Annotated in this window: 17 protein-coding genes and 1 pseudogene; 8 read left to right on the top strand and 10 right to left on the bottom strand. The window is 73.2% G+C overall.

What is annotated here, in order from left to right; genetic code table 11:
• Positions 1 to 406 precede the first annotated feature (406 nt).
• Positions 407 to 1,384 carry a prolyl aminopeptidase gene (gene pip / locus ACFYYB_RS19230; protein ID WP_389436382.1) on the top strand — a complete coding sequence of 326 codons (978 nt, stop codon included), beginning with the start codon at positions 407 to 409 and terminating at the stop codon, positions 1,382 to 1,384.
• Between the two features lie 24 nt (positions 1,385 to 1,408).
• Here pip and ACFYYB_RS19235 read toward each other — a convergent pair whose 3' ends face one another.
• The gene (locus tag ACFYYB_RS19235; RefSeq protein ID WP_389436383.1) at positions 1,409 to 2,161 is read right to left on the bottom strand and encodes a DUF1838 family protein; all 753 of its coding nucleotides are present in this window, start codon (positions 2,159 to 2,161) and stop codon (positions 1,409 to 1,411) included.
• 180 nt (positions 2,162 to 2,341) lie between these two features.
• Here ACFYYB_RS19235 and ACFYYB_RS19240 point away from each other — a divergent pair, with 180 nt between their 5' ends.
• Positions 2,342 to 2,638: a putative quinol monooxygenase gene (locus tag ACFYYB_RS19240; protein ID WP_327308750.1), complete on the top strand. Its 297-nt coding sequence runs from the start codon at positions 2,342 to 2,344 to the stop codon at positions 2,636 to 2,638.
• 92 nt (positions 2,639 to 2,730) lie between these two features.
• Here the strand turns inward: ACFYYB_RS19240 and ACFYYB_RS19245 are convergent, their stop codons facing one another.
• The gene (locus ACFYYB_RS19245) at positions 2,731 to 4,167 is read right to left on the bottom strand and encodes a tetratricopeptide repeat protein (protein ID WP_389436384.1); all 1,437 of its coding nucleotides are present in this window, start codon (positions 4,165 to 4,167) and stop codon (positions 2,731 to 2,733) included.
• 213 nt (positions 4,168 to 4,380) lie between these two features.
• Here ACFYYB_RS19245 and ACFYYB_RS19250 point away from each other — a divergent pair, with 213 nt between their 5' ends.
• The 3 genes from ACFYYB_RS19250 (at position 4,381) to ACFYYB_RS19260 (ending at position 6,789) form a co-directional block, all read left to right on the top strand.
• Positions 4,381 to 5,379, top strand: coding sequence for a DUF1996 domain-containing protein (locus ACFYYB_RS19250; RefSeq protein WP_389436385.1), 999 nt, complete (start codon positions 4,381 to 4,383; stop codon positions 5,377 to 5,379).
• A 109-nt stretch (positions 5,380 to 5,488) separates the two neighbouring features.
• A complete protein-coding gene (locus ACFYYB_RS19255; protein WP_389436386.1) occupies positions 5,489 to 6,070 on the top strand; it encodes a sigma-70 family RNA polymerase sigma factor in 582 nt (193 codons plus the stop codon).
• The gene (locus ACFYYB_RS19260) at positions 6,067 to 6,789 is read left to right on the top strand and encodes a zf-HC2 domain-containing protein (RefSeq protein ID WP_389436387.1); all 723 of its coding nucleotides are present in this window, start codon (positions 6,067 to 6,069) and stop codon (positions 6,787 to 6,789) included. Before ACFYYB_RS19255 ends, ACFYYB_RS19260 begins: the two co-directional genes overlap by 4 nt.
• A gap of 301 nt (positions 6,790 to 7,090) precedes the next feature.
• Here the strand turns inward: ACFYYB_RS19260 and ACFYYB_RS19265 are convergent.
• The 8 genes and pseudogenes from ACFYYB_RS19265 to ACFYYB_RS19300 all read right to left on the bottom strand — a co-directional run bounded on the left by ACFYYB_RS19265 (position 7,091) and on the right by ACFYYB_RS19300 (position 13,664).
• A pseudogene (locus ACFYYB_RS19265) lies at positions 7,091 to 7,177 on the bottom strand.
• Positions 7,178 to 7,200: 23 nt separating this feature from the next.
• Positions 7,201 to 7,932: a hypothetical protein gene (locus ACFYYB_RS19270; protein WP_389436388.1), complete on the bottom strand. Its 732-nt coding sequence runs from the start codon at positions 7,930 to 7,932 to the stop codon at positions 7,201 to 7,203.
• 92 nt (positions 7,933 to 8,024) lie between these two features.
• On the bottom strand, positions 8,025 to 9,260 hold the full coding sequence (locus ACFYYB_RS19275) for a cytochrome P450 (protein WP_389436389.1): 1,236 nt from the start codon (positions 9,258 to 9,260) through the stop codon (positions 8,025 to 8,027).
• Positions 9,257 to 10,495 carry a cytochrome P450 gene (locus ACFYYB_RS19280; RefSeq protein ID WP_389436390.1) on the bottom strand — a complete coding sequence of 413 codons (1,239 nt, stop codon included), beginning with the start codon at positions 10,493 to 10,495 and terminating at the stop codon, positions 9,257 to 9,259. Before ACFYYB_RS19280 ends, ACFYYB_RS19275 begins: the two co-directional genes overlap by 4 nt.
• Positions 10,492 to 11,235 carry an ATP/GTP-binding protein gene (locus ACFYYB_RS19285; protein WP_389436391.1) on the bottom strand — a complete coding sequence of 248 codons (744 nt, stop codon included), beginning with the start codon at positions 11,233 to 11,235 and terminating at the stop codon, positions 10,492 to 10,494. The genes ACFYYB_RS19280 and ACFYYB_RS19285 overlap by 4 nt, the downstream gene beginning before the upstream one ends.
• Entirely contained in the window at positions 11,216 to 11,578 is a 363-nt protein-coding gene (locus ACFYYB_RS19290) for a DUF742 domain-containing protein (RefSeq protein WP_266875153.1), read from the bottom strand. The genes ACFYYB_RS19285 and ACFYYB_RS19290 overlap by 20 nt, the downstream gene beginning before the upstream one ends.
• A complete protein-coding gene (locus ACFYYB_RS19295) occupies positions 11,575 to 11,976 on the bottom strand; it encodes a roadblock/LC7 domain-containing protein (RefSeq protein WP_389436392.1) in 402 nt (133 codons plus the stop codon). The genes ACFYYB_RS19290 and ACFYYB_RS19295 overlap by 4 nt, the downstream gene beginning before the upstream one ends.
• Positions 11,973 to 13,664 carry a sensor histidine kinase gene (locus tag ACFYYB_RS19300; protein WP_389436393.1) on the bottom strand — a complete coding sequence of 564 codons (1,692 nt, stop codon included), beginning with the start codon at positions 13,662 to 13,664 and terminating at the stop codon, positions 11,973 to 11,975. Before ACFYYB_RS19300 ends, ACFYYB_RS19295 begins: the two co-directional genes overlap by 4 nt.
• A gap of 420 nt (positions 13,665 to 14,084) precedes the next feature.
• Here ACFYYB_RS19300 and ACFYYB_RS19305 point away from each other — a divergent pair, with 420 nt between their 5' ends.
• From ACFYYB_RS19305 to ACFYYB_RS19315, 3 genes are all read left to right on the top strand, one after another.
• The gene (locus tag ACFYYB_RS19305; RefSeq protein WP_389436394.1) at positions 14,085 to 15,071 is read left to right on the top strand and encodes a RimK family alpha-L-glutamate ligase; all 987 of its coding nucleotides are present in this window, start codon (positions 14,085 to 14,087) and stop codon (positions 15,069 to 15,071) included.
• Positions 15,068 to 15,856, top strand: a complete 789-nt coding sequence (locus ACFYYB_RS19310) for a RimK family alpha-L-glutamate ligase (RefSeq protein ID WP_389436395.1) — start codon at positions 15,068 to 15,070, stop codon at positions 15,854 to 15,856. Before ACFYYB_RS19305 ends, ACFYYB_RS19310 begins: the two co-directional genes overlap by 4 nt.
• A gap of 69 nt (positions 15,857 to 15,925) precedes the next feature.
• Positions 15,926 to 17,158 (top strand): hypothetical protein, encoded by a 1,233-nt coding sequence (locus ACFYYB_RS19315; RefSeq protein ID WP_389436396.1) that lies wholly within the window; start codon positions 15,926 to 15,928, stop codon positions 17,156 to 17,158.
• Positions 17,159 to 17,181 lie beyond the last annotated feature (23 nt).

The raw sequence follows: 17,181 nt of genomic DNA on the forward strand, positions 1-17,181 counted from the left end.
GCGTGCACGGTGTTCCCTTTCGCGGGCCGCCACAGAACGGGCCGGGGCGGCCGGTTGGTGCAGTGTGGGAGGTTGACCGGCGGCGGCGGGGCCGGATCGGGCTGGTCGGGCCCGCCCGGCCACCGCTGCTGCACACCACGTCGTCGCCGGCCGCGGCGTCGGGGCCGGGCGACCGTGGCACCGGCGAAGGACCGACCCTCCAGCTTCACGCCATGTGGGGTGGGCGCGGGGACTGTTCGGAACGGGGAGGATCGCCGGTGGGCAGACAGTAGGCAAACCGGCGATGAACGCGATACGGGGAAAACCCTTGTCCGCACCCTGCGGGGGCCGTCGTAGGGTGGCCGGAACCCCCGGCGGGCCGCCGGCGAACTGCCGTCCGGGACGGGGAGACCAGGAGGTCGGGAACGTGACAGAGCTCTACCCGCCGCTCGAGCCCTACGACCGGGGGATGCTCGACGTCGGTGACGGGAACGCCGTCTACTGGGAGGTCTGCGGCAATCCGGACGGGAAGCCCGCACTCGTGGTCCACGGCGGTCCGGGGTCGGGGTGCACCGAGAGCGCCCGGCGGCTCTTCGATCCGGCACGCTACCGGGTGGTCCTCTTCGACCAGCGGGGCTGCGGCCGCAGCACCCCGCACGCGAGCGATCCCGCGACCGACATGCGGCACAACACCACCGACCACCTGGTCGCCGACATGGAGCGGCTGCGCGAGCACCTCGGCATCGGCCGCTGGCTGCTGTACGGCGGCTCGTGGGGCTCCACCCTGATCCTGGCGTACGCCGAACGGCACCCGGAGCGGGTCTCCGAGATCGTCATCGCGGCCGTCACCACCACCCGGCGCTCGGAGATCGACTGGCTCTACCGCGGCGCCGGCCGGTTCTTCCCCGAGCAGTGGGAGCGCTTCGTCGCCGGATCCGGCGTCCCGCGCGACGGCGACCTCGTCGGGGCCTACGCCCGCCTCGCGGCCGATCCCGACGAGGAGGTGCGGGCGAAGGCCACGGCGGACTGGTGCGCCTGGGAGGACGCGGTGCTGTCCGGCGAGACGAAGGGCGCCTCCCAGCCGTACACCGGCCGGCCGCCCGCGGCCCGGATCGCCCTCGTCCGCATCTGCTCGCACTACTTCTCGCACGGTGCGTGGCTGGAGGAGGGCGAACTGCTGCGCGGGGCCCACCGGCTGGCCGGGATCCCGGGCGCCTTGATCCACGGCCGGCTCGACATGGCCGGCCCCCTCGGCACGGCCTGGGAACTGGCCCGTGAGTGGCCCGGCGCGGAGTTGACCGTGGTGGAGGAGGCGGGACACATGGGTGGAGCGACCACCCTCGACCACGTGCTCGGCGCCCTCGACCGGTTCGCGGCCGTCGACCGGTTCGCGGCCGGCGGCTGAGACGCGCCCCCGGGGCCGGGTGGTTCAGCCCTCCGGACGGTCCGTCGGCGGGTTGAGCCGCCGGAAGTACGTCCAGCTGGTCTCGTTCGGCTCCGTCCACTTCTCGGGGGCGTGGGCGAACTCCGGGTGGCGGGCCGCGATGTACGCGCGGGTCCGCTCCGGGACCTCCGCGTAGGAGGCGAGTTTGCGGCCGCGACAGTGGAAGGTGAGCCCGCCGGGACGCGGGCCCTGTTCCATCCAGGGCAGCCAGGGCGACATCCGGGTCCAGGACATGGTGGACGGGACGCTGGGCTCGTCGGTGGCGAGGACCGAGGCGGGGGCGAAGAACTGGAAGAGCTCCAGGGCCCGGTAGGTGTCGTCGGCCGAGTTCGCCGGGTACTGGGCCACGGGCAGCGGGGAGGGGTACGCGAGCGGGATCTCCAGGCTGAAGCAGACCTGGTCGCCGAGGTCGGTCATGGGGACCGGGAAGGGACGCCACTTCTGGTTCGCGGGGTCGTTCCAGACGTGGACCACCGGCTTGTCCTCCCAGGTCTCCAGGATCTCGCGGGTCAGCGGATCCAGGTAGAACGCGGCCTCCCGGGTGAGGAGCTGATAGGTCCCCGGCGTCTCGTCCTCCACCAGCCGGGCGACGTTGAGGCCTTCGAATCCGAAGAGGCGCCGGTAGGGCTCGCCGGGAGCCCAGGCGTGGACGTCGCCGGTCCACCAGAAGGTGACCTCGGATCCGTCGAGGGAGGCGCGGGTACGGGCGAGGGCCTGCAGGAGCTGTTCGGGTGTCATACCGGGCAACTCTGCGCGGTCCGCCCGGACCGGGCAAGAACCGGACCGGCCATGCGGGGACCTGGCGGTGGCCTCGGACGGCCTCGCGGCGGCCTGGCGGGCGTCCGGCGGGCTTCCGCCTACGGCAGCCCGCGAAAATGCCTTTCCGCCGCCCGGTCCGGTCGATCTAGTCTTCGGCCCATGCCTTCCACACTTCGACTCCTGATCCTCATCACCACCCTCCCGGGCCGCGGCCGGGAGCAGCGGGAGGCCTACGAGCGCCTCGCGCCGGTCGTCCGCGCCGAGGAGGGCTGTCTCCGCTACGACATGCATCCGGTGAGCGGCGATCCGGACCGGTTCACGCTCATCGAGGAGTGGTCCTCGCGGGCGGCCCTCGCCGCGCACGACGCCACCCCGCACATGATCGCGGCGGACGCGGCGAGCCCCGCCTTCCGCGCGGGGCCCGCGGAGGTGATCGAGCTCGACGCGGCGCTGTAGGGGTGAACGGGCGCCCTGCCGGCCTGGACTGCGGCCCCGCCGGCCCGGGCCAGTGCCCCGCCGGAAGGTTTCGTCCCGTGCGCGCCCCGGTCTCAGCAAGGGTGTGTGCCCAGGCCGAGCAGCTGGATCTCGCGGGCGGCGCGCGGGGAGTGGACGCCCCGGTTGAGGGCTTCGGCGTACCGTAGTTCGGCCGCGGCCTCGCGCTCCCGGCCGCCGAGCCGGTACAGCCGGGCCCGTTCCACATGGGTGAGCATGATCGCGCGTTCCTGCTGGGCGGGACGGGAGGCCAGCGAGGCGTCCAGGGCGGCATGGGCCGCGGGGTGGTCCCCGAGCAGGCCGAGGACCACCGCGCGCTTGAACTCCAGGGCGGCCGGCCGGTAGGTGTGGAAGGGGTCCGGCTCGCCCACGGCCGCTCCCTGCGCCCGGTCGGCGGCGTCGAGCCAGGCGAGGGCCTGCGCCCGGTCCCCCAGGACCGCGTGCACTTGGGCAGCCTGGGCGGCGACGAAGGCCCGAACGGCGTCGGGGGCGCGCGGGGCGATCTCCAGTGCCTGGCGTACGTAGGAGAGCGCGACGGCCGGCTGGTTCTGGTCGAGGGCGTCCTGGCTGAGCATGCGCAGGGCGATGGCCTGGGTGGAGGGCTCCCCCGCCAGCTCGGCGAGGGAGGCGGCCCGGCTCAGGGTCCGCCGCGCCTCGGTGAAGGAGCACTGGTCGGCGTAGCTGCGGGCCAGGAGGAGGACCGTGCGCGCCGCGTGGCCGATCTCCAGGGCGGACAGGGAGCCTTCGTCCCCGGGGGCGGTCAGGGCCGTACGGAAGGTGCTCTGGAGGTACGCGAGGAGCACGGGCGCGGTGGCGTCCCCGCAGAGGGCGTCGATCTGGCCGGTGAAGAAGTTCTCGGCGGCCCGGCGCAGTTCGGTGTGGGACAGGGCGGGCACCTGGCCGGCGTCGGGCCCGGAGCCGGGGCCTGGGCCTGGGTCTTCGGCGCCGCCTCCGGTCTCGCCGCCCTCGGCCGCCCCGCCCACGCGGGCGGCCCCGGACGGGGCTCCGGCAGCGGCTCCGGCGCGCTCGCGCTGTCCGGGGACCCGGGGCGCCTCGCCGACGCCCCCGCGGGGCCTGCGGTGCGGGTGCAGACCGGGCACGGTGGCGAGGAGTTCCGCCGCCAAGGCGTGCGGTCCGGGAGCCGGATCGCCACCGGACGGGTCGGAGCCCGGATGGTCCGCGCCGGTGCGGTGCGTGCCGGTCGGGTGCGTGCCGGTGCTGCTCGTGACGGTGTGGCGCAGACCCGCCCGGTGCATGCCGATGTCTGCCGGTCCCACGGGCCGGTCCAGCCGGGCGGCGAGGATCTCGCAGAGGAGGCCGGGCACGGGATCGCGCGGGGTGCTGCCGCGCAGCCAGTGGGCGACCGAGGTCCGGTCGTACCCGGTGGTGAGGCCGGTCGCCCGCGCGCGCGCGTTGAGCCGCCGGGCCAGGGCTTCGTAGGTCCAGCCGGTTTCCCTGATCAGGCGGTGCAGGAGGTGGTTGGCAGCGGGCACGGCGGTGTTCCTTCCTTGCGATGCGGGTCGCGCGAGAAGGCTGCTTTGCCGTAGGAACGGCCAAACGGGGGCAAAGGTTGCGGGCTCCGAGCAGCGGGGCCGGCGCGCGCAACACCTTCAACGGATCCCGGCGCTCCGGCCGGGGGGCGGCGGCCGACCGCCCTGCGGACGCCCGGTTGACGCGGGCGGGGGTCGGCGGCAACCGTGACCCGCATGGGGAACGAACGCCGACTGCTCACGCTGCTGATCTGCCTCGTCCTGGGCGGCGGGCTGACCGCCGCCGTGCTGGGCGCCGCGCGCGCGGGCGGTCCGCGCCCGCCGGCGGCCGGGGCCGGTCCCGTGCCCGCCGACTTCGTGGACTTCCGGGAGGTCCCGCCCGGGCCCACCGAGCCCCCGGCGGGCGGTCCGCAGGCCTCCACGGGCCGGGTTTCGGTGGATTGCGGCCGCAACGCGGAAGCCCACTACAACGAGGACAACCTCGTCGTCTCCCCGGGACTGCGCGCCGGCGCCCACCACACGCACGGCTACGTCGGGAACCTGTCCACGGACGCCTTCTCCACCGAGGCTTCCCTGGACGCGGCCGCCACCAGCTGCGCGGGCGGGGACCGTTCCACGTACTACTGGCCGGTGCTGCGGCGCACGGACCGGCCGGGCGACCGGCCGCACGAGGGAACCGCGGGGCACGGCAACGAGGGCCTGATCCTGCCGGAGGCCGCGGTGTCCGTGGAGTTCCTCGGCAGCCCGGTGAGCAAGGTGGTGGCGATGCCCCGGTTCCTGCAGGCGATGACCGGTGACGCGGTGGCCCTCACCGCGGACTCCGACGAGGACGTACGGGCGAGCTGGGGCTGTTCGGGCGCCCCCGACCGCTCCACCACCCGCTATCCGCGCTGCCCTCGGGGCGAACGCCTCACCCGTACGCTCACCTTCCCGAGCTGCTGGAACGGGCTGGACACCACCGCCCCCGGGCACCGTTCGCACCTGCGCTTCCCGGCGGCGAACGGTGTCTGTCCCCGGGACACGTTCCCCGTGCCGCGCCTGCGGATCTCCCTCGCCTACGAGGTGCCCGCGGGGGCGCCCCTCGCCCTGGACTCCTTCCCCGAGCAGCGGCACAGCCCCAAGACCGACCACGGGATGTTCGTGAACGTGATGACGGGCCCACGGATGGACCAGGTCGTGGACTGCCTCAACGAGGGCCGCACCTGCCGTACCTGAGCGGTCCGCGCCCCATCGGCTCCCGGGTGACGCAGGTCACGTGAACCCGGCGCCCGTGCGTGGCGTGTTGTGACCGCACCACGTAAGCGAGGAAGACGGAGAGGGTGAGATGGCCGGACCACTGTGGCCCCGCACTCGGCGGGGCTCGACCGACGAGGCATTGATCAAGTCCGTGTACGAGGAGCACGGTCACGCCCTGCTCGCGTACGCGACCCGGCTGACCGGAGACCGGGCCACGGCCGAGGACGTCGTACAGGAGACCCTGATCAGGGCCTGGCGCCACTCCGAGGTCCTGGTGAACGGGAAGGGTTCCGTACGCGGCTGGCTGCTCACGGTGGCCCGCAACATCATCACCGACCGGTACCGGGCCAAGGCGGCCCGGCCGCCGGAGGTGTCGGGGTCGCCGGCCCATCCGCCGGTGGAGGCGGACCACGCCGACGCGGTCGTGGACACGATGACCGTCCTGGGCGCCCTGGACCGGTTGTCGCCGGAACACCGGGACGTGCTGACGGAGTTGTACTACCGCCAGCAGAGCGTCGCCGAGGCCGCGGACACCCTCGGCATCCCGGCCGGCACGGTGAAATCGCGCTCGCACTACGCGCTCAAGGCGCTCAGAGAAGTCTTCAGGGACAGCACACGCACGGGCGGCCCGTCTCCGCGGCCCGGCGGACTGCAGGAGGTGGTGGCATGAACGGGCAGCGGCACGAGGAGGAACTGCTCGGCCCGTACGTACTCGGCGTCCTGGACGACGCGGAGGTCCGCCGGGTCGAGGAACACGTGGACGGCTGCGTTCAGTGCCGTCAGGAGGTGACGGCTTTGCGCGAGATGGAGACGGCGCTGGGCGAGGTACCCCCCGAGGCGTTCCTCGACGGTCCGCCGCAGGGCGGGGACCTGCTGCTCCAGCGCACCCTGCGCCAGATGCGCCAGGAGGTCGACGGAGCGCGCCGGCGCCGGACCGCCCTCACGGGGCTGGCCGTGGCGGCCTCGCTGACCGCCGTGTTCTGGGCCGGCACGCAGCTGGGCGGGGAGAGCGTCACGGTCGAGGCCCGGCCGCTGCCGACGGTCTCGGCCACGCCCCCGCCGCCCGCGGCGGGGACCAAGGTGGCCTCCGCGACGGATGCGGGCACGGGAGCGCGGATGACCGTACAGGTGACGCCCGCGGCCAAGTGGGTGAGGGTCCACGCCGCGGTGACGGGGATCCGGGCGGGCGAACGCTGCCGCATCGTCGTGGTCTCCCGGGACGGTACGCGCACCACCGCGGGCGGCTGGGTGGTGGGCACGGCGGAGCACGGCGAGGGCAAGGGCGCGGCGCTGGACGGCTCGGCGGCGGTGGACCCGGCGGACGTCCGGGCGGTCCTGGTGGAGAACGAGTCGGGCACGCCGTTCGTCTCGGTTCCGATGCCCGCGTAACGGGCCCGGGCGGGTCTCCGCACGTGACGGAGCCCGGGAGCATGTCCAGCTCCCGGGCTCCAGCTTGCCACCCATTTGCGCACACCGACGGCGTTTAAGAGCCGCGGGTCATCTTGAGATCGACGTGTTCTGCCGTTGAACTACAGCGCCACGCAGAGGCGCCGAGGGGACTTGAACCCCTATCCGTCAATGTTCGCCCGCGCTCGGTCGATCCGGTGTTCGGCGGCGAATACTGAGACTGGAGCGAGAATCTGAGTTTGACGGGGCCGCCTCTACCGGACTTGGGCCACCCCCGCACGTGTGCGGGGGGAGGGATTCGAACCCCCAACTGACACCCCTGGATCAGCTTCAACATCAGTTTCAGCTTGCGCTCATCGCGCACCCCCGCTCGCGACGGGGGCGAATGTGAGGCTACCCGAAGAGGTAGCCGAATACCGCGTCGCCGATCCGCTGGTCGGTGACCTCGGTGTTGTTCGCCTCCTCGCGGGCGAACTTGACGGACTGCTGGAGCTTCTCGACCCGGTCGAGGAGCTCGTTGACCCGCCGGGCGGGCAGCGCGCCGGAGAACTTCACGGTGGTCCAGTAACCGACCGCCACGTCCTCGTAGTACACCTCGACCTGCGCCGGGTGCTTCTCCGTGGCCTCCGCCTTGACGTGGTTGCGCGGGACCTTCTTCGTGCGGATGGTCCGGACCGCGTCCGTCTTCCAGGCGTCCGTCGAGGGGTCCAGGTTCCACGACTCGGAGGCGTCGAGCACCGGCAGCTTGCGCACGAAGGTGTGCAGGTCGGTGAGCTGCTTCTCCAGGAACAGCAGGTACGGGACGGGCACCTGCGGCAGCAGGACCCTGCCGTCGACCACCACGTCCGCGGCCGCGGACCGGTTCGCCCAGTCCTTCGTCGCGGTCACGTCGAAGAGCCGGGTGAGCGTCGAGGCGGTCGCCCGCAGGGCGTCCTCGGCCTTGATCTGGACCCGGGTGGACTCGGGCGGGAGCTGCTCGCCCTCTTCGTCCTTGGGCTGATAGGTCCTGGAAATGCCGGCCAGCAGGGCGGGCTTCTGCACGTCCTGGTGAGCCTGGGTGAGCTCCTGGAGGGCCTTGGACTTGACGCCCTTTTCGACTGCGATGATCTGATTCAGCTTCGGCACACGCCGAACCTAACAACCGTGCCCCGCAAGCACATCCGATTAAAACGGCCGCCCCCCGCCCCCTCCTGCACCGAGGGGGCGGGGCACCCCGGTCAAGCCAGGCGGACCGGGAGGTCGAAGAGGTCGTTCTGGGTGAGGATCGGCTTGTTGCGGAGCTCCGTCGCCGGGACGGCCAGGGTGAGGTCCGGGAAGCGGGCGTAGAGGGCCGGGAGGGCCACCAGGGCCTCCAGCCGGGAGAGGGCCGCACCGGGGCAGACGTGGGGGCCGTGGCCGAAGGAGATGTGCCGGTTCGGGGTGCGGGCGGCGTCGAACTCCCCCGCCGTCTCACCGAACTGGGCCTCGTCGCGGCCGAGCGCGCCGAAGGAGACGATCAGGCCCTCGCCCTTGGGCAGGATCCGGTCACCGACCTCCACGTCCTCGGTGGCGAAGCGGATCAGGACGTGCGAGGTGGGGCTGGACCAGCGCAGGGTCTCCTCGATGACGTTCTCCCAGGAGACCTCGCCCTTGAGGACCAGATCGCGCTGTTCCGGGTGGGTCTCCAGGGCGACGACCGCGTTGACGATCAGGCTGATGGTCGTCTCGTGACCGGCGGCGACGATCAGCTGGAGGGTGTTGGTGATCTCCTCGGTGGTGAGGTGGTCACCGTCCTCCGAGGCCTCGATGAGGGCGCTGGTGAGGTCGTCGCCCGGGTTCTCACGCTTGGCCTCGACGATGCGGGAGAACAGCGCGCCGAGGTCCGCCATCATCTGCGGCACCTCCTCGGGCAGCGTCTGCGTCGAGAAGAACTTCTCGAACAGCGCCTTCAGACGCGGGTGTTCCTCGGCGTCGACGCCCATCAGGTCGCTGATGACGTTCATCGGCAGCGGGTACGCGAACTGCGCCTTGAGGTCGACGGTCTCGCCGGCCGGCAGCGCGGCCAGCTTGTCCAGCATCCCGGTGGTGAGCGCCTCGATGCCGGCGCGCAGCTTCTCGACCCGGCGCACGGTCAGGGCCTGCGCGACCAGGGTGCGCAGCCGACGGTGGTCCTCGCCGTCCACGGTGAGCATCGAGCGGCCGGGGTTGGCGAGGCCGATCAGCGGCCAGTCCATCGGGATCTCGCCGCGCTGCCAGGCGCCCCACACGTCGATGTCCTTGACGATCCGGGGATCGGTGAGCAGCTTGCGGGCCTCGGCGTGGTGCGTGACGGCGTACACCGACACGTCTCCGGGGAGGACCACCTGGACCAGGGGACCGGCGGCGCGCAGCGCGGCGCTCTCCGCTTCGAGGTCGGCGACGAAGGGGTCCAGGACGATGGCCGCGGGGCCGGAGTGGTCGATCGGGCACGTCATCGGGTCGCTCCAAGGGCGGGGGTCGGGGTGTAGGTCACGGGAAGGGCGGTGAGGCCCCGCAGCCAGGGCGAGGGGCGGCGGGCCAGGTCCCCGGCGGGTACGGCGAGGTCCACGTCGGGCAGCCGGTCGAGGAGCACCTCGATGCCGGTGCGCGCGATGACCTCGGCGACCTCCTGGGCGGGGAAGGGGCAGCGGTGTTCGCCGTGTCCGAAGGAGAAGAAGGCGTTGTTGCCGCCGGTCAGCTCTCCGGCGTCGGTGCGCACGTGCGGGTCCGTGTTGGCGGCGCCGATGCCGAGCAGGACGAGGTCCCCGCCGGCGATGCGCTGTCCGCCCAGGTGGGTGTCGCGCGAGGTCCAGCGGCCGGCCACGTTCTGGGTGGGGGTGTCCTCCCACAGCACCTCGTTCATGGCCTCGCCGACGCTGTGCCGGCCGCCCGCGAGGGAGGCGGCGAAACGGTCGTCGGTGAGCATGAGGCGCAGGGAGTTGCCGATCCAGTCGGCGGTGGGCTGGTGGCCCGCGGCCATCATGACCATGAGGTCCTGGGCGACCTCCTCCACGGTGAAGCCGGAGCGGTTGGCGAGCATCCGCGAGACCACGTCGGGTCCGGGCTCGGCGAGTTTGGCGGAGAGCAGCGCGAACATCGACTCGGCGAGGTGCTGCTGGCCCTCCAGGGCGCCCTCCCGCCCGTTGATCATGTCGTTCATGGCGCGGACGAGTCCGGGGCCCTGCTCGTCGGAGAAGCCGTAGAGGCGGGCGAGGACGCGCAGCGGCAGCAGCATCGCGTACTCCCCCACGATGTCGCAGGAACCCTTGCCGCACAGTTCGTCGATCAGCTCGTCGGCGAACCGCTCGGCGTGTCCCTTGAGTTCGAAGGGGTCGACGGCTTCGAGGGCCTCGGAGATGACGGCGGCCCGCTCGCGGTGGCGTTCCCCGACGGTGTAGAGGATCGACGGCTGGCGCCGGCCGATCATCGGGAGCAGCGGCCAGTCGGCGGGGATGCGCTCCCACTGGTTCCACAGCTCGGAGTCCCGGGAGAAGAGCACGGGGTCACTGGTGACCTGGTGCAGTTCGCGGTAGCCGAGGACCAGCCAGGCCGGTACGTCCCCGTCGAGGACGACCGGGGCGACGGCGCCGTGGTCGCGCCGCATCTCGCGGTACAACTCGGCGGGGTCGGTCTGGAACCGGGGGCCGCCGAGGTAGACGGGCTGGTGCTCGGGGGCGGCGGGGCAGGTCACGGGGTGGGCTCCGGGGTCTGGGACAGGGGGCTCTGCTGGAGACTCGGCCGGTTGCTCGACAGCGCGGCCGTCTGGAGGTGCTGGACGAGGGAGATCAGGACCTGCTTGCTGGACTCCCGGGAGCGGGCGTCGCAGAACACCAGCGGGATGGCGTCGGGCAGGTCCAGGGCGGCGCGGATCTGCTCCGGGGTGTGCTCGGGGCCGCCGAAGTCGTTGCAGGCCACGACGAAGGGCGTGCCGTGGTGTTCGAGCCGGTCGATGGCGTACCAGGAGTCCGCCAGGCGCCGGGTGTCGACGAGGACGACCGCGCCGAGGGTGCCGGAGAACAGCCGGTCCCACAGGAACCAGAACCGCTCCTGGCCGGGGGCGCCGAACAGGTAGAGCACGTTGCGGGCGTCGAGGGTGATGCGCCCGAAGTCGAAGGCCACGGTGGTGGCGTTCTTCCCGGCGATCCCCTGGGTGTCGTCCACGGCCTCGCCGGCCTTGGTCATGGTCTCTTCGGTGTTCAGCGGACGGATCTCGCTGACCGAGCGGACCATCGTGGTCTTGCCGACGCCGAAACCGCCCACGATGACGATCTTCAGCCCGTTGTCGGCCGTACTGCGCAGAGCCTGGCGGGGCGGCCGAGCCGGTTCGGTGGCCCGGTACTCGGCGGCCGGGTACTCGGTGGACCGGTACTCGCCGGCCGGGGTCGGCGACGCGGCTTCGGGGATCGTCGCGTCAGAGATTGCGGAGTCCAACGAGCACCTGCTCCAGGATGTCGGGGTCGGTAAAGCTGTACGCCGAGTTCGCCGTACGCGGGTGCCGGGCGCGGATCCGTCCGGTGGCGAGCAGGTCGGCCAGCAGGATCCGTACGATCGACACCGGCAGTCCCAGCTCGGCCGCGATCTCCACGACGGCCGTCGGGAACTGGCACATGCGCAGGATCGCGGCGTGCTCGGACTGCATGCCGGGCACCGGATCGCTTTCGGCGACGACCAGGGTGACCAGGTCGAAGACATCGGATCCGGAGCGGCTGCGGCCACCGGTGAGGGTGTACAGCCGGTCCGGCGAGTCGTCCCGGCCCGGCCGGGTCCGGCTCATCCCCGGGGCCTGGCGATGAGGTGTTCGCCGAGCTGCTCGACCAGCTCGGACATGTTGTGACCGACCAGCCCGGCGTCGGCGTCCTCGCCCGCGAGGAGCGCCAGGTGCGCCCCCTCGCCGGCCTCGACGATGAACAGGATCCCGCCGTAGAACTCGGCCATCGCCGAGCGGACTCCGCCGGTGCCGTCGCCGAACTCGATGGACGCTCCGTGGGACAGGCTCTGGATGCCGGCGGCGATCGCGGCGAGCTGGTCGGCCTGGTCGACGGAGAGCTCGGGCGTGCGGCACAGCTTGAGGCCGTCGCGGGAGAGCACGAGGGCGTGCCGGGCGCCCGGTGTGCGCTCCAGGAGGCCTTCCAGGAGCCAGTTGAGCGTCTCGTCGGTGGTGAAGCCGGTCATGATCGCGTGTTGCCTTCCGGGTCTGTGGTGTGCGCGGGCTGCTGCTCTTCGCCGGGGCCGCCCGGGGCTCCGGCGTCTGCCGCACCCGGTGTCGCGGTGCCTCGTACGGCCTGGCGGAAGCTGCCGAACCGGGCGGCCGACCGGGACGCGCCGCCGGCGGCGGAGCCGGTGGCCGGGGCCGTACGGGGATCGGTGGCCGCGCCGTCGGCGCCCTCGGGGTGGGCGGCGGCCAGGGTACGGCCGCGACGGCGCTGGGGCAGGCCGCTGTCGCCGAAGTGCGGGTGCTCGCCGGTGGATTCGGAGTCGGCGCCTTCCCCAGTGCCGGTGCCGGCTGCGCCGGGCACCGCGGTCCCTCCGTCCACCGCCGTACGGTCCTGCGCGCGGACGGTGTCTTCCTGACCGTCGGCGGTGTCGTGCACGGCCTCGGGCTCGGGCCCGGCCCCGCCGGGAGCTGCGGACCCGGCGGGTGCCTGCGGCGCGACCGGGGCGGACCGCTGCGCCGGGACGGCGAGCGGCGCGGCGGGGTTGTCGGCGGGCGCGCGGCTGATCAGCTCCTGCGGGAGCATCATCAGGGCGCCCGTACCGCCGCGGGCGGAGGGCCGGAAGGAGACGGTCAGTCCGTGCTTGCGGGCGAGCCGGCCGACGACGGCGAGGCCGAGCCGGGTCCCGGACAGTCCGGCCAGGTCCAGGGATGCGGCGGTCACGGCCTGTTCGGCGCGGCGCAGCTGGACCTCGCTCATGACGAGGCCGCTGTCCTCGACGGTGATGACGATCCCGGACGGCACCTCCTCCACGTAGACGTGGACTTCGGCGGTCGGCGGGGAGAAGTTGGCCGCGTTGTCGAGGAGTTCGGCGAGTGCGTGCATGACGCCCTCGGCCGCGTGCCCGGCGACGGCGGCGTCGCTGGTGGAGTGGAGCCTGACCCGCTGGTAGCCGCCGATGCGGCCCATCGCGCCGCGCAGGATCGACTCCATGACGATGGGCTTGGCCCAGCGGCGGCCCGACCGGGCCCCGGTGAGCACGGCGATGGAGTCGGCGAGGCGGCCGGCCTGGGCGGTGCGGTGGTCGAGGTGGAGAAGGTCGCCGAGGACGTCCTCGTCGGCGTGCCGGTGCTCCATGTCGCGCAGGTCGGCGAGCATCCCGGTGGCCAGGGCCTGCATCCGTCCGGCGGCGTTGGCGGCCGCGGCCATGGCGGCGGCCCGGCCCGACTCGGCGCGGCGCAGCTCCGCGCCGAGCCGTTCGCGGGAGGCGTTCTGGGCGGCGGCCAGTCCGTCGAGTTCGACGGAGTGCGTGCCCGTCAGGTGCTCCAGCACGGCGGCGTGGTCGGCCGTCAGCCGGTCCAGTACGGCGGCGTGTTCGCCGGTGAGGCGGGAGCGTTCGGCGGTGTGCGCGGCCGCGTCACGGGTCGCGTCGGCGATCAGCCGGGCGATGTGCCCGTCACGGGCGGCCAGTTCGGCACCCAGTGCGGTGATCCGGCCGCGCTGGACCCGGGAGGTGCGTATGCACCAGGTCACGGCGAAGGCCGATACCGCGAGCAACAGGACGCCCGCGCCGGCGAACCAGCCGAGGGCGGTGGCGATGGACGACGGGGCCGCGGCCACCGCCGCCGTGGTGAGCGCGCCGCCGGCGACTGCGGTGATCAGCAGGGCCAGCGCGGAGGGGCGAAGGGGGGAGGGCGACGCCGTCATCAATCAAAGCCTCATACCGGGCGTAAATGGAGGAGAAGGTTCCTGGCAACGAGGCATCACTATAGGAGAGTTGTTGATCGCTTTGGGCAGCCCCTGACAAGTTTTCCACTCAACCGCGACCGGTAAGGGTCCTTCTGTCGCCCTTTGGCCGGAAGGGAAATCGCGAGCTCACGCCACCCGGCCCCTCCGCGTCTCGGTGGCCGGACGGCGGCCGGGCGGAATCCGGGCGGCATCCGGATGTCGGGCGGACGACCGGCGGACGACCGGCGGACGTCGGGCGGACGCGAGACCCGCCCCCGCGCCGCCCGGGCGGGTTGCCGCGGACACGGACCGATCATCACATTGCGGCCCATGACATCCTGTGACGTCACAACTCGCCGGACGGAATCGGCGGACGTCCGGGAAATATGGGGAAGGTCCATGAGGCTCTGCTTCCTGGTGGAGGAGCACTATCGGCACGACGGCATGCCGAACGAGGTGGTCCGGCAACTGAAGGCCTGGGGCCACCGGGTGGACGTACTGCGGCCCGGGGGTTCGCTGCTGCGGATGAGCGAGGCGGTGGACGCCGGAGCCCATGACGCCTGGGTCCTCAAGACGGTGTCCGGCGGGCCCGGACTGACCCTGCTCGAAGCCGCCGCCGCGGCCGGCGCGACCACCGTCAACGACGCCCGCGCCATCCGGGGCGTGCGGGACAAGGCGCTGGCCGCCGCCATCGGGCGCGGCCGGGGACTGCCGCTGCCGCCGACCTACGCGGTGGCCCGGCCGGAGCTGCTGGCGCAGATCCCGGCGTCGGAGTACCCGCTGGTGGTCAAACCCTCCGACGGCAGCTCCGGGCGCGCCGTCCACCTGGTCTCCTCGCCGGAACGGCTGGCCGCGCTGCTCCCCGAACTGGCCGGCGAGGGCATGCTCGTCGCCCAGCCGTACGTCCCGAACTCGGGCACCGACCTCAAGGTGTACGCGGTCGGCGGCGAGCTCTTCGCCACGGAGCGCCGCTCGCCCCTGCATCCGGACACCTCCGTCCCGGAGCGCCTCGTCCCGCTGTCCGCGGAGATCGCGGAGATCGGCGCGCGGGTCGGGGAGGTCTACGGCCTCGACCTGTACGGGGTGGACGTGCTGCTGGGGCCCGACGGGCCGGTGGTCGTGGACGTGAACGACTTCCCGAGCTTCCGTCAGGTCCCGGACGCGGCGGCCCGGGTGGCCCGCGCGGTACTGGGCCTCGCGCGGGGCGCCGGTTCACGGCCCTGCCCCGAAGCCGGGCCCACCCTCGCGCAGTGGCCCGGTCGGACCGTGTCGATCCCCGTCCAGGCCACGGCGGCCACGACGGCCGCCGCTCCGACGGCCATCTCGCCGCCGGCCGTCACCCCGGCCGCCGTTGCCCCCGCGGCCCCCACGGGAGAGCCCGTATGAGGGTCGGTCTGATCACGGACAACCCCGGGCATCCGCTGCTCGCGGCGACGGCCGGTCTCCTCCGGGCCGCCGGGCACGCAGTGGAGCTGCTGGATCCCGGCGCACCGGACGCGGCCCTCGGAGTCCCGGCGGACGCGTACCTCCTCAAGGCACACACCCCGTCCGGCCTGGAACTGGCCCGGCGCCTGGAGCGGCTCGGGGCGCCGGTGGTGAACTCCGCCGCCGCGACCACGCTCTGCCAGGACCGCACCCTGATGGCGGAGCTGGCCGTCCGGTCCGGGCTGCCGTTCGCGCGGACCCGTACCGTCGGCCCCCTCGCCCGGTGGGCGGCCGGGGCCTCACTGGGCTCCCCCGTCGTCCTCAAGAGCCGCCACAGCCGCCGCGGGGACCTCGTGGCCCGGGTCGACGACACCGTCCGCCTCGGGGAGTTGGCCGAGTCCTGGCCCGACGAGCCCGTGGTGATACAGGCCTTCGCCCCGAACAACGGCTGGGACCACAAGCTCTGGGCGATCGGAGACCGCGTCTTCGCGGCCCTGCGCCGCTCGGAACTCTCCCCGGAAGGCCGCGGCCCGACCCTGCCCCTGCCCCGCCTCCCGGAGGGATGGGCGGATCTGACCCGGCGGGTCGGCGAGCTCTACTCCCTGGACGTCTACGGCGTCGACATCATCGCCACGGCCGACGGCTCCCCCCTCATCGTGGACGTCAACGCCTTCCCCGGCATCCGCGACCAGCCGGGCGCCCCCGAAGCCCTGGCGACCCTGACCCTGAGCCGCGCCAAGGGCTAGGTGAGCCGTGAAGCGGGACCGCGATATCGCGTGGACGGCCGCGTCCCCGGTCGGGCAGGGTGCCGGGTGATGAGCCATGACGACGAGACCCGCACACCGCTCCATGCCGCCCCTGACTGCCTCGAAGGGCTGCTGCAGCGCGGCCGCGGCCTGGGCGCGGTGCGCGCCGCGCAGCACCCGGCGGCCGCCGCACCGTTCGTGTACGACGGGATCCGGCGGGACTGGAAGTGGGATCAGTCGGACTCCCGCGCCCTTTACCAGGCCCGGCTGATCAGGGACTTGGACCTGTCGCCGACGCCGGTCGTCGATCAGCTCGCGGGGAACGAGGAAGAGTGCTCGCGTGCCTCCTCGGTGCTCGAGCTGCTGGCCCTGGCCGGCTCGGAGGAAGCCCGTGAGGGGCTTCGGGCGTACGTCCGGGAGGGCGAGCACTGGGTCCGCGTACTGGAGTCGGTTTCGACGGACTGGCCGGCCGAGTGGTGGGACGATCTGGGCGACGTCGCGCGGGGCCGGATCGCCGGGGAGGAGTACCCTCCGTCGGCTGCCGAGGTGTGGACCCGGTTCGGGATCGAGGTGCAGGCTTCCCCGTTCGCGCCGCGGCCGTCACTGGAGGCTCTGAGCGACGCACAACTCCTCGCCCTGCTGGCCGCTGACGGCACCGACGGGTACACGAAGATCGACGCGCTGCGGGCGCTCAACGTCCGGGAGCCCATCGAGGCCCTGATCCCTCTGGTTCCCTCGCTCGGCACCGCGGACGGCCGCAGGGCGCTGCCCCGGCTCCGGCGGGCCGTCGACCGCCTCGGACCCCGCGCGGTGCCGGCCGCCCGGGAGTGGGCATCGGACGAACGCGAGTGGTTGGCCTCGATGGGAGCGGATGTACTGGCCGATCACCCCGGCCCCGAGGCACTGCCGGGACTCCTGGCCGAACTCTCCGAGCAGTGGCGGAACGGGGAGTGGTGCGGCCCCGACGTGACGGCGAACCGGCTCGCCCACTTCGGCGCCGCCGCGTCCGAAGCCGCCCCTGTGCTGCGCCGGCTGTGGCAGCACACCCCACACTCCTACGAGCGGGCCGACTACCTGCGGGCGCTCGCCGCCATCGACCCCTCCGGCCCGGACACCCCCCATACCGAGTCCCTCTGGGACTGCGAGGAACGGACCCGGCTGCTGGGCATCGCCCACGCGCCGGCCCACCCCGAAACCCGGGGGCGGATCGCGACACTGCGCGACGACCCGATGGAGACCGCGGAGGTCAGGGCCGCCGCGCGCACGCGACTGGCCATCGCCACCCCCTCTCGTTCTGCCTGATTCCATCCGTGCGGCCGAGGCCG

It is taken from the genome of Streptomyces sp. NPDC002886 (assembly GCF_042888445.1).
Taxonomy (GTDB): domain Bacteria; phylum Actinomycetota; class Actinomycetes; order Streptomycetales; family Streptomycetaceae; genus Streptomyces.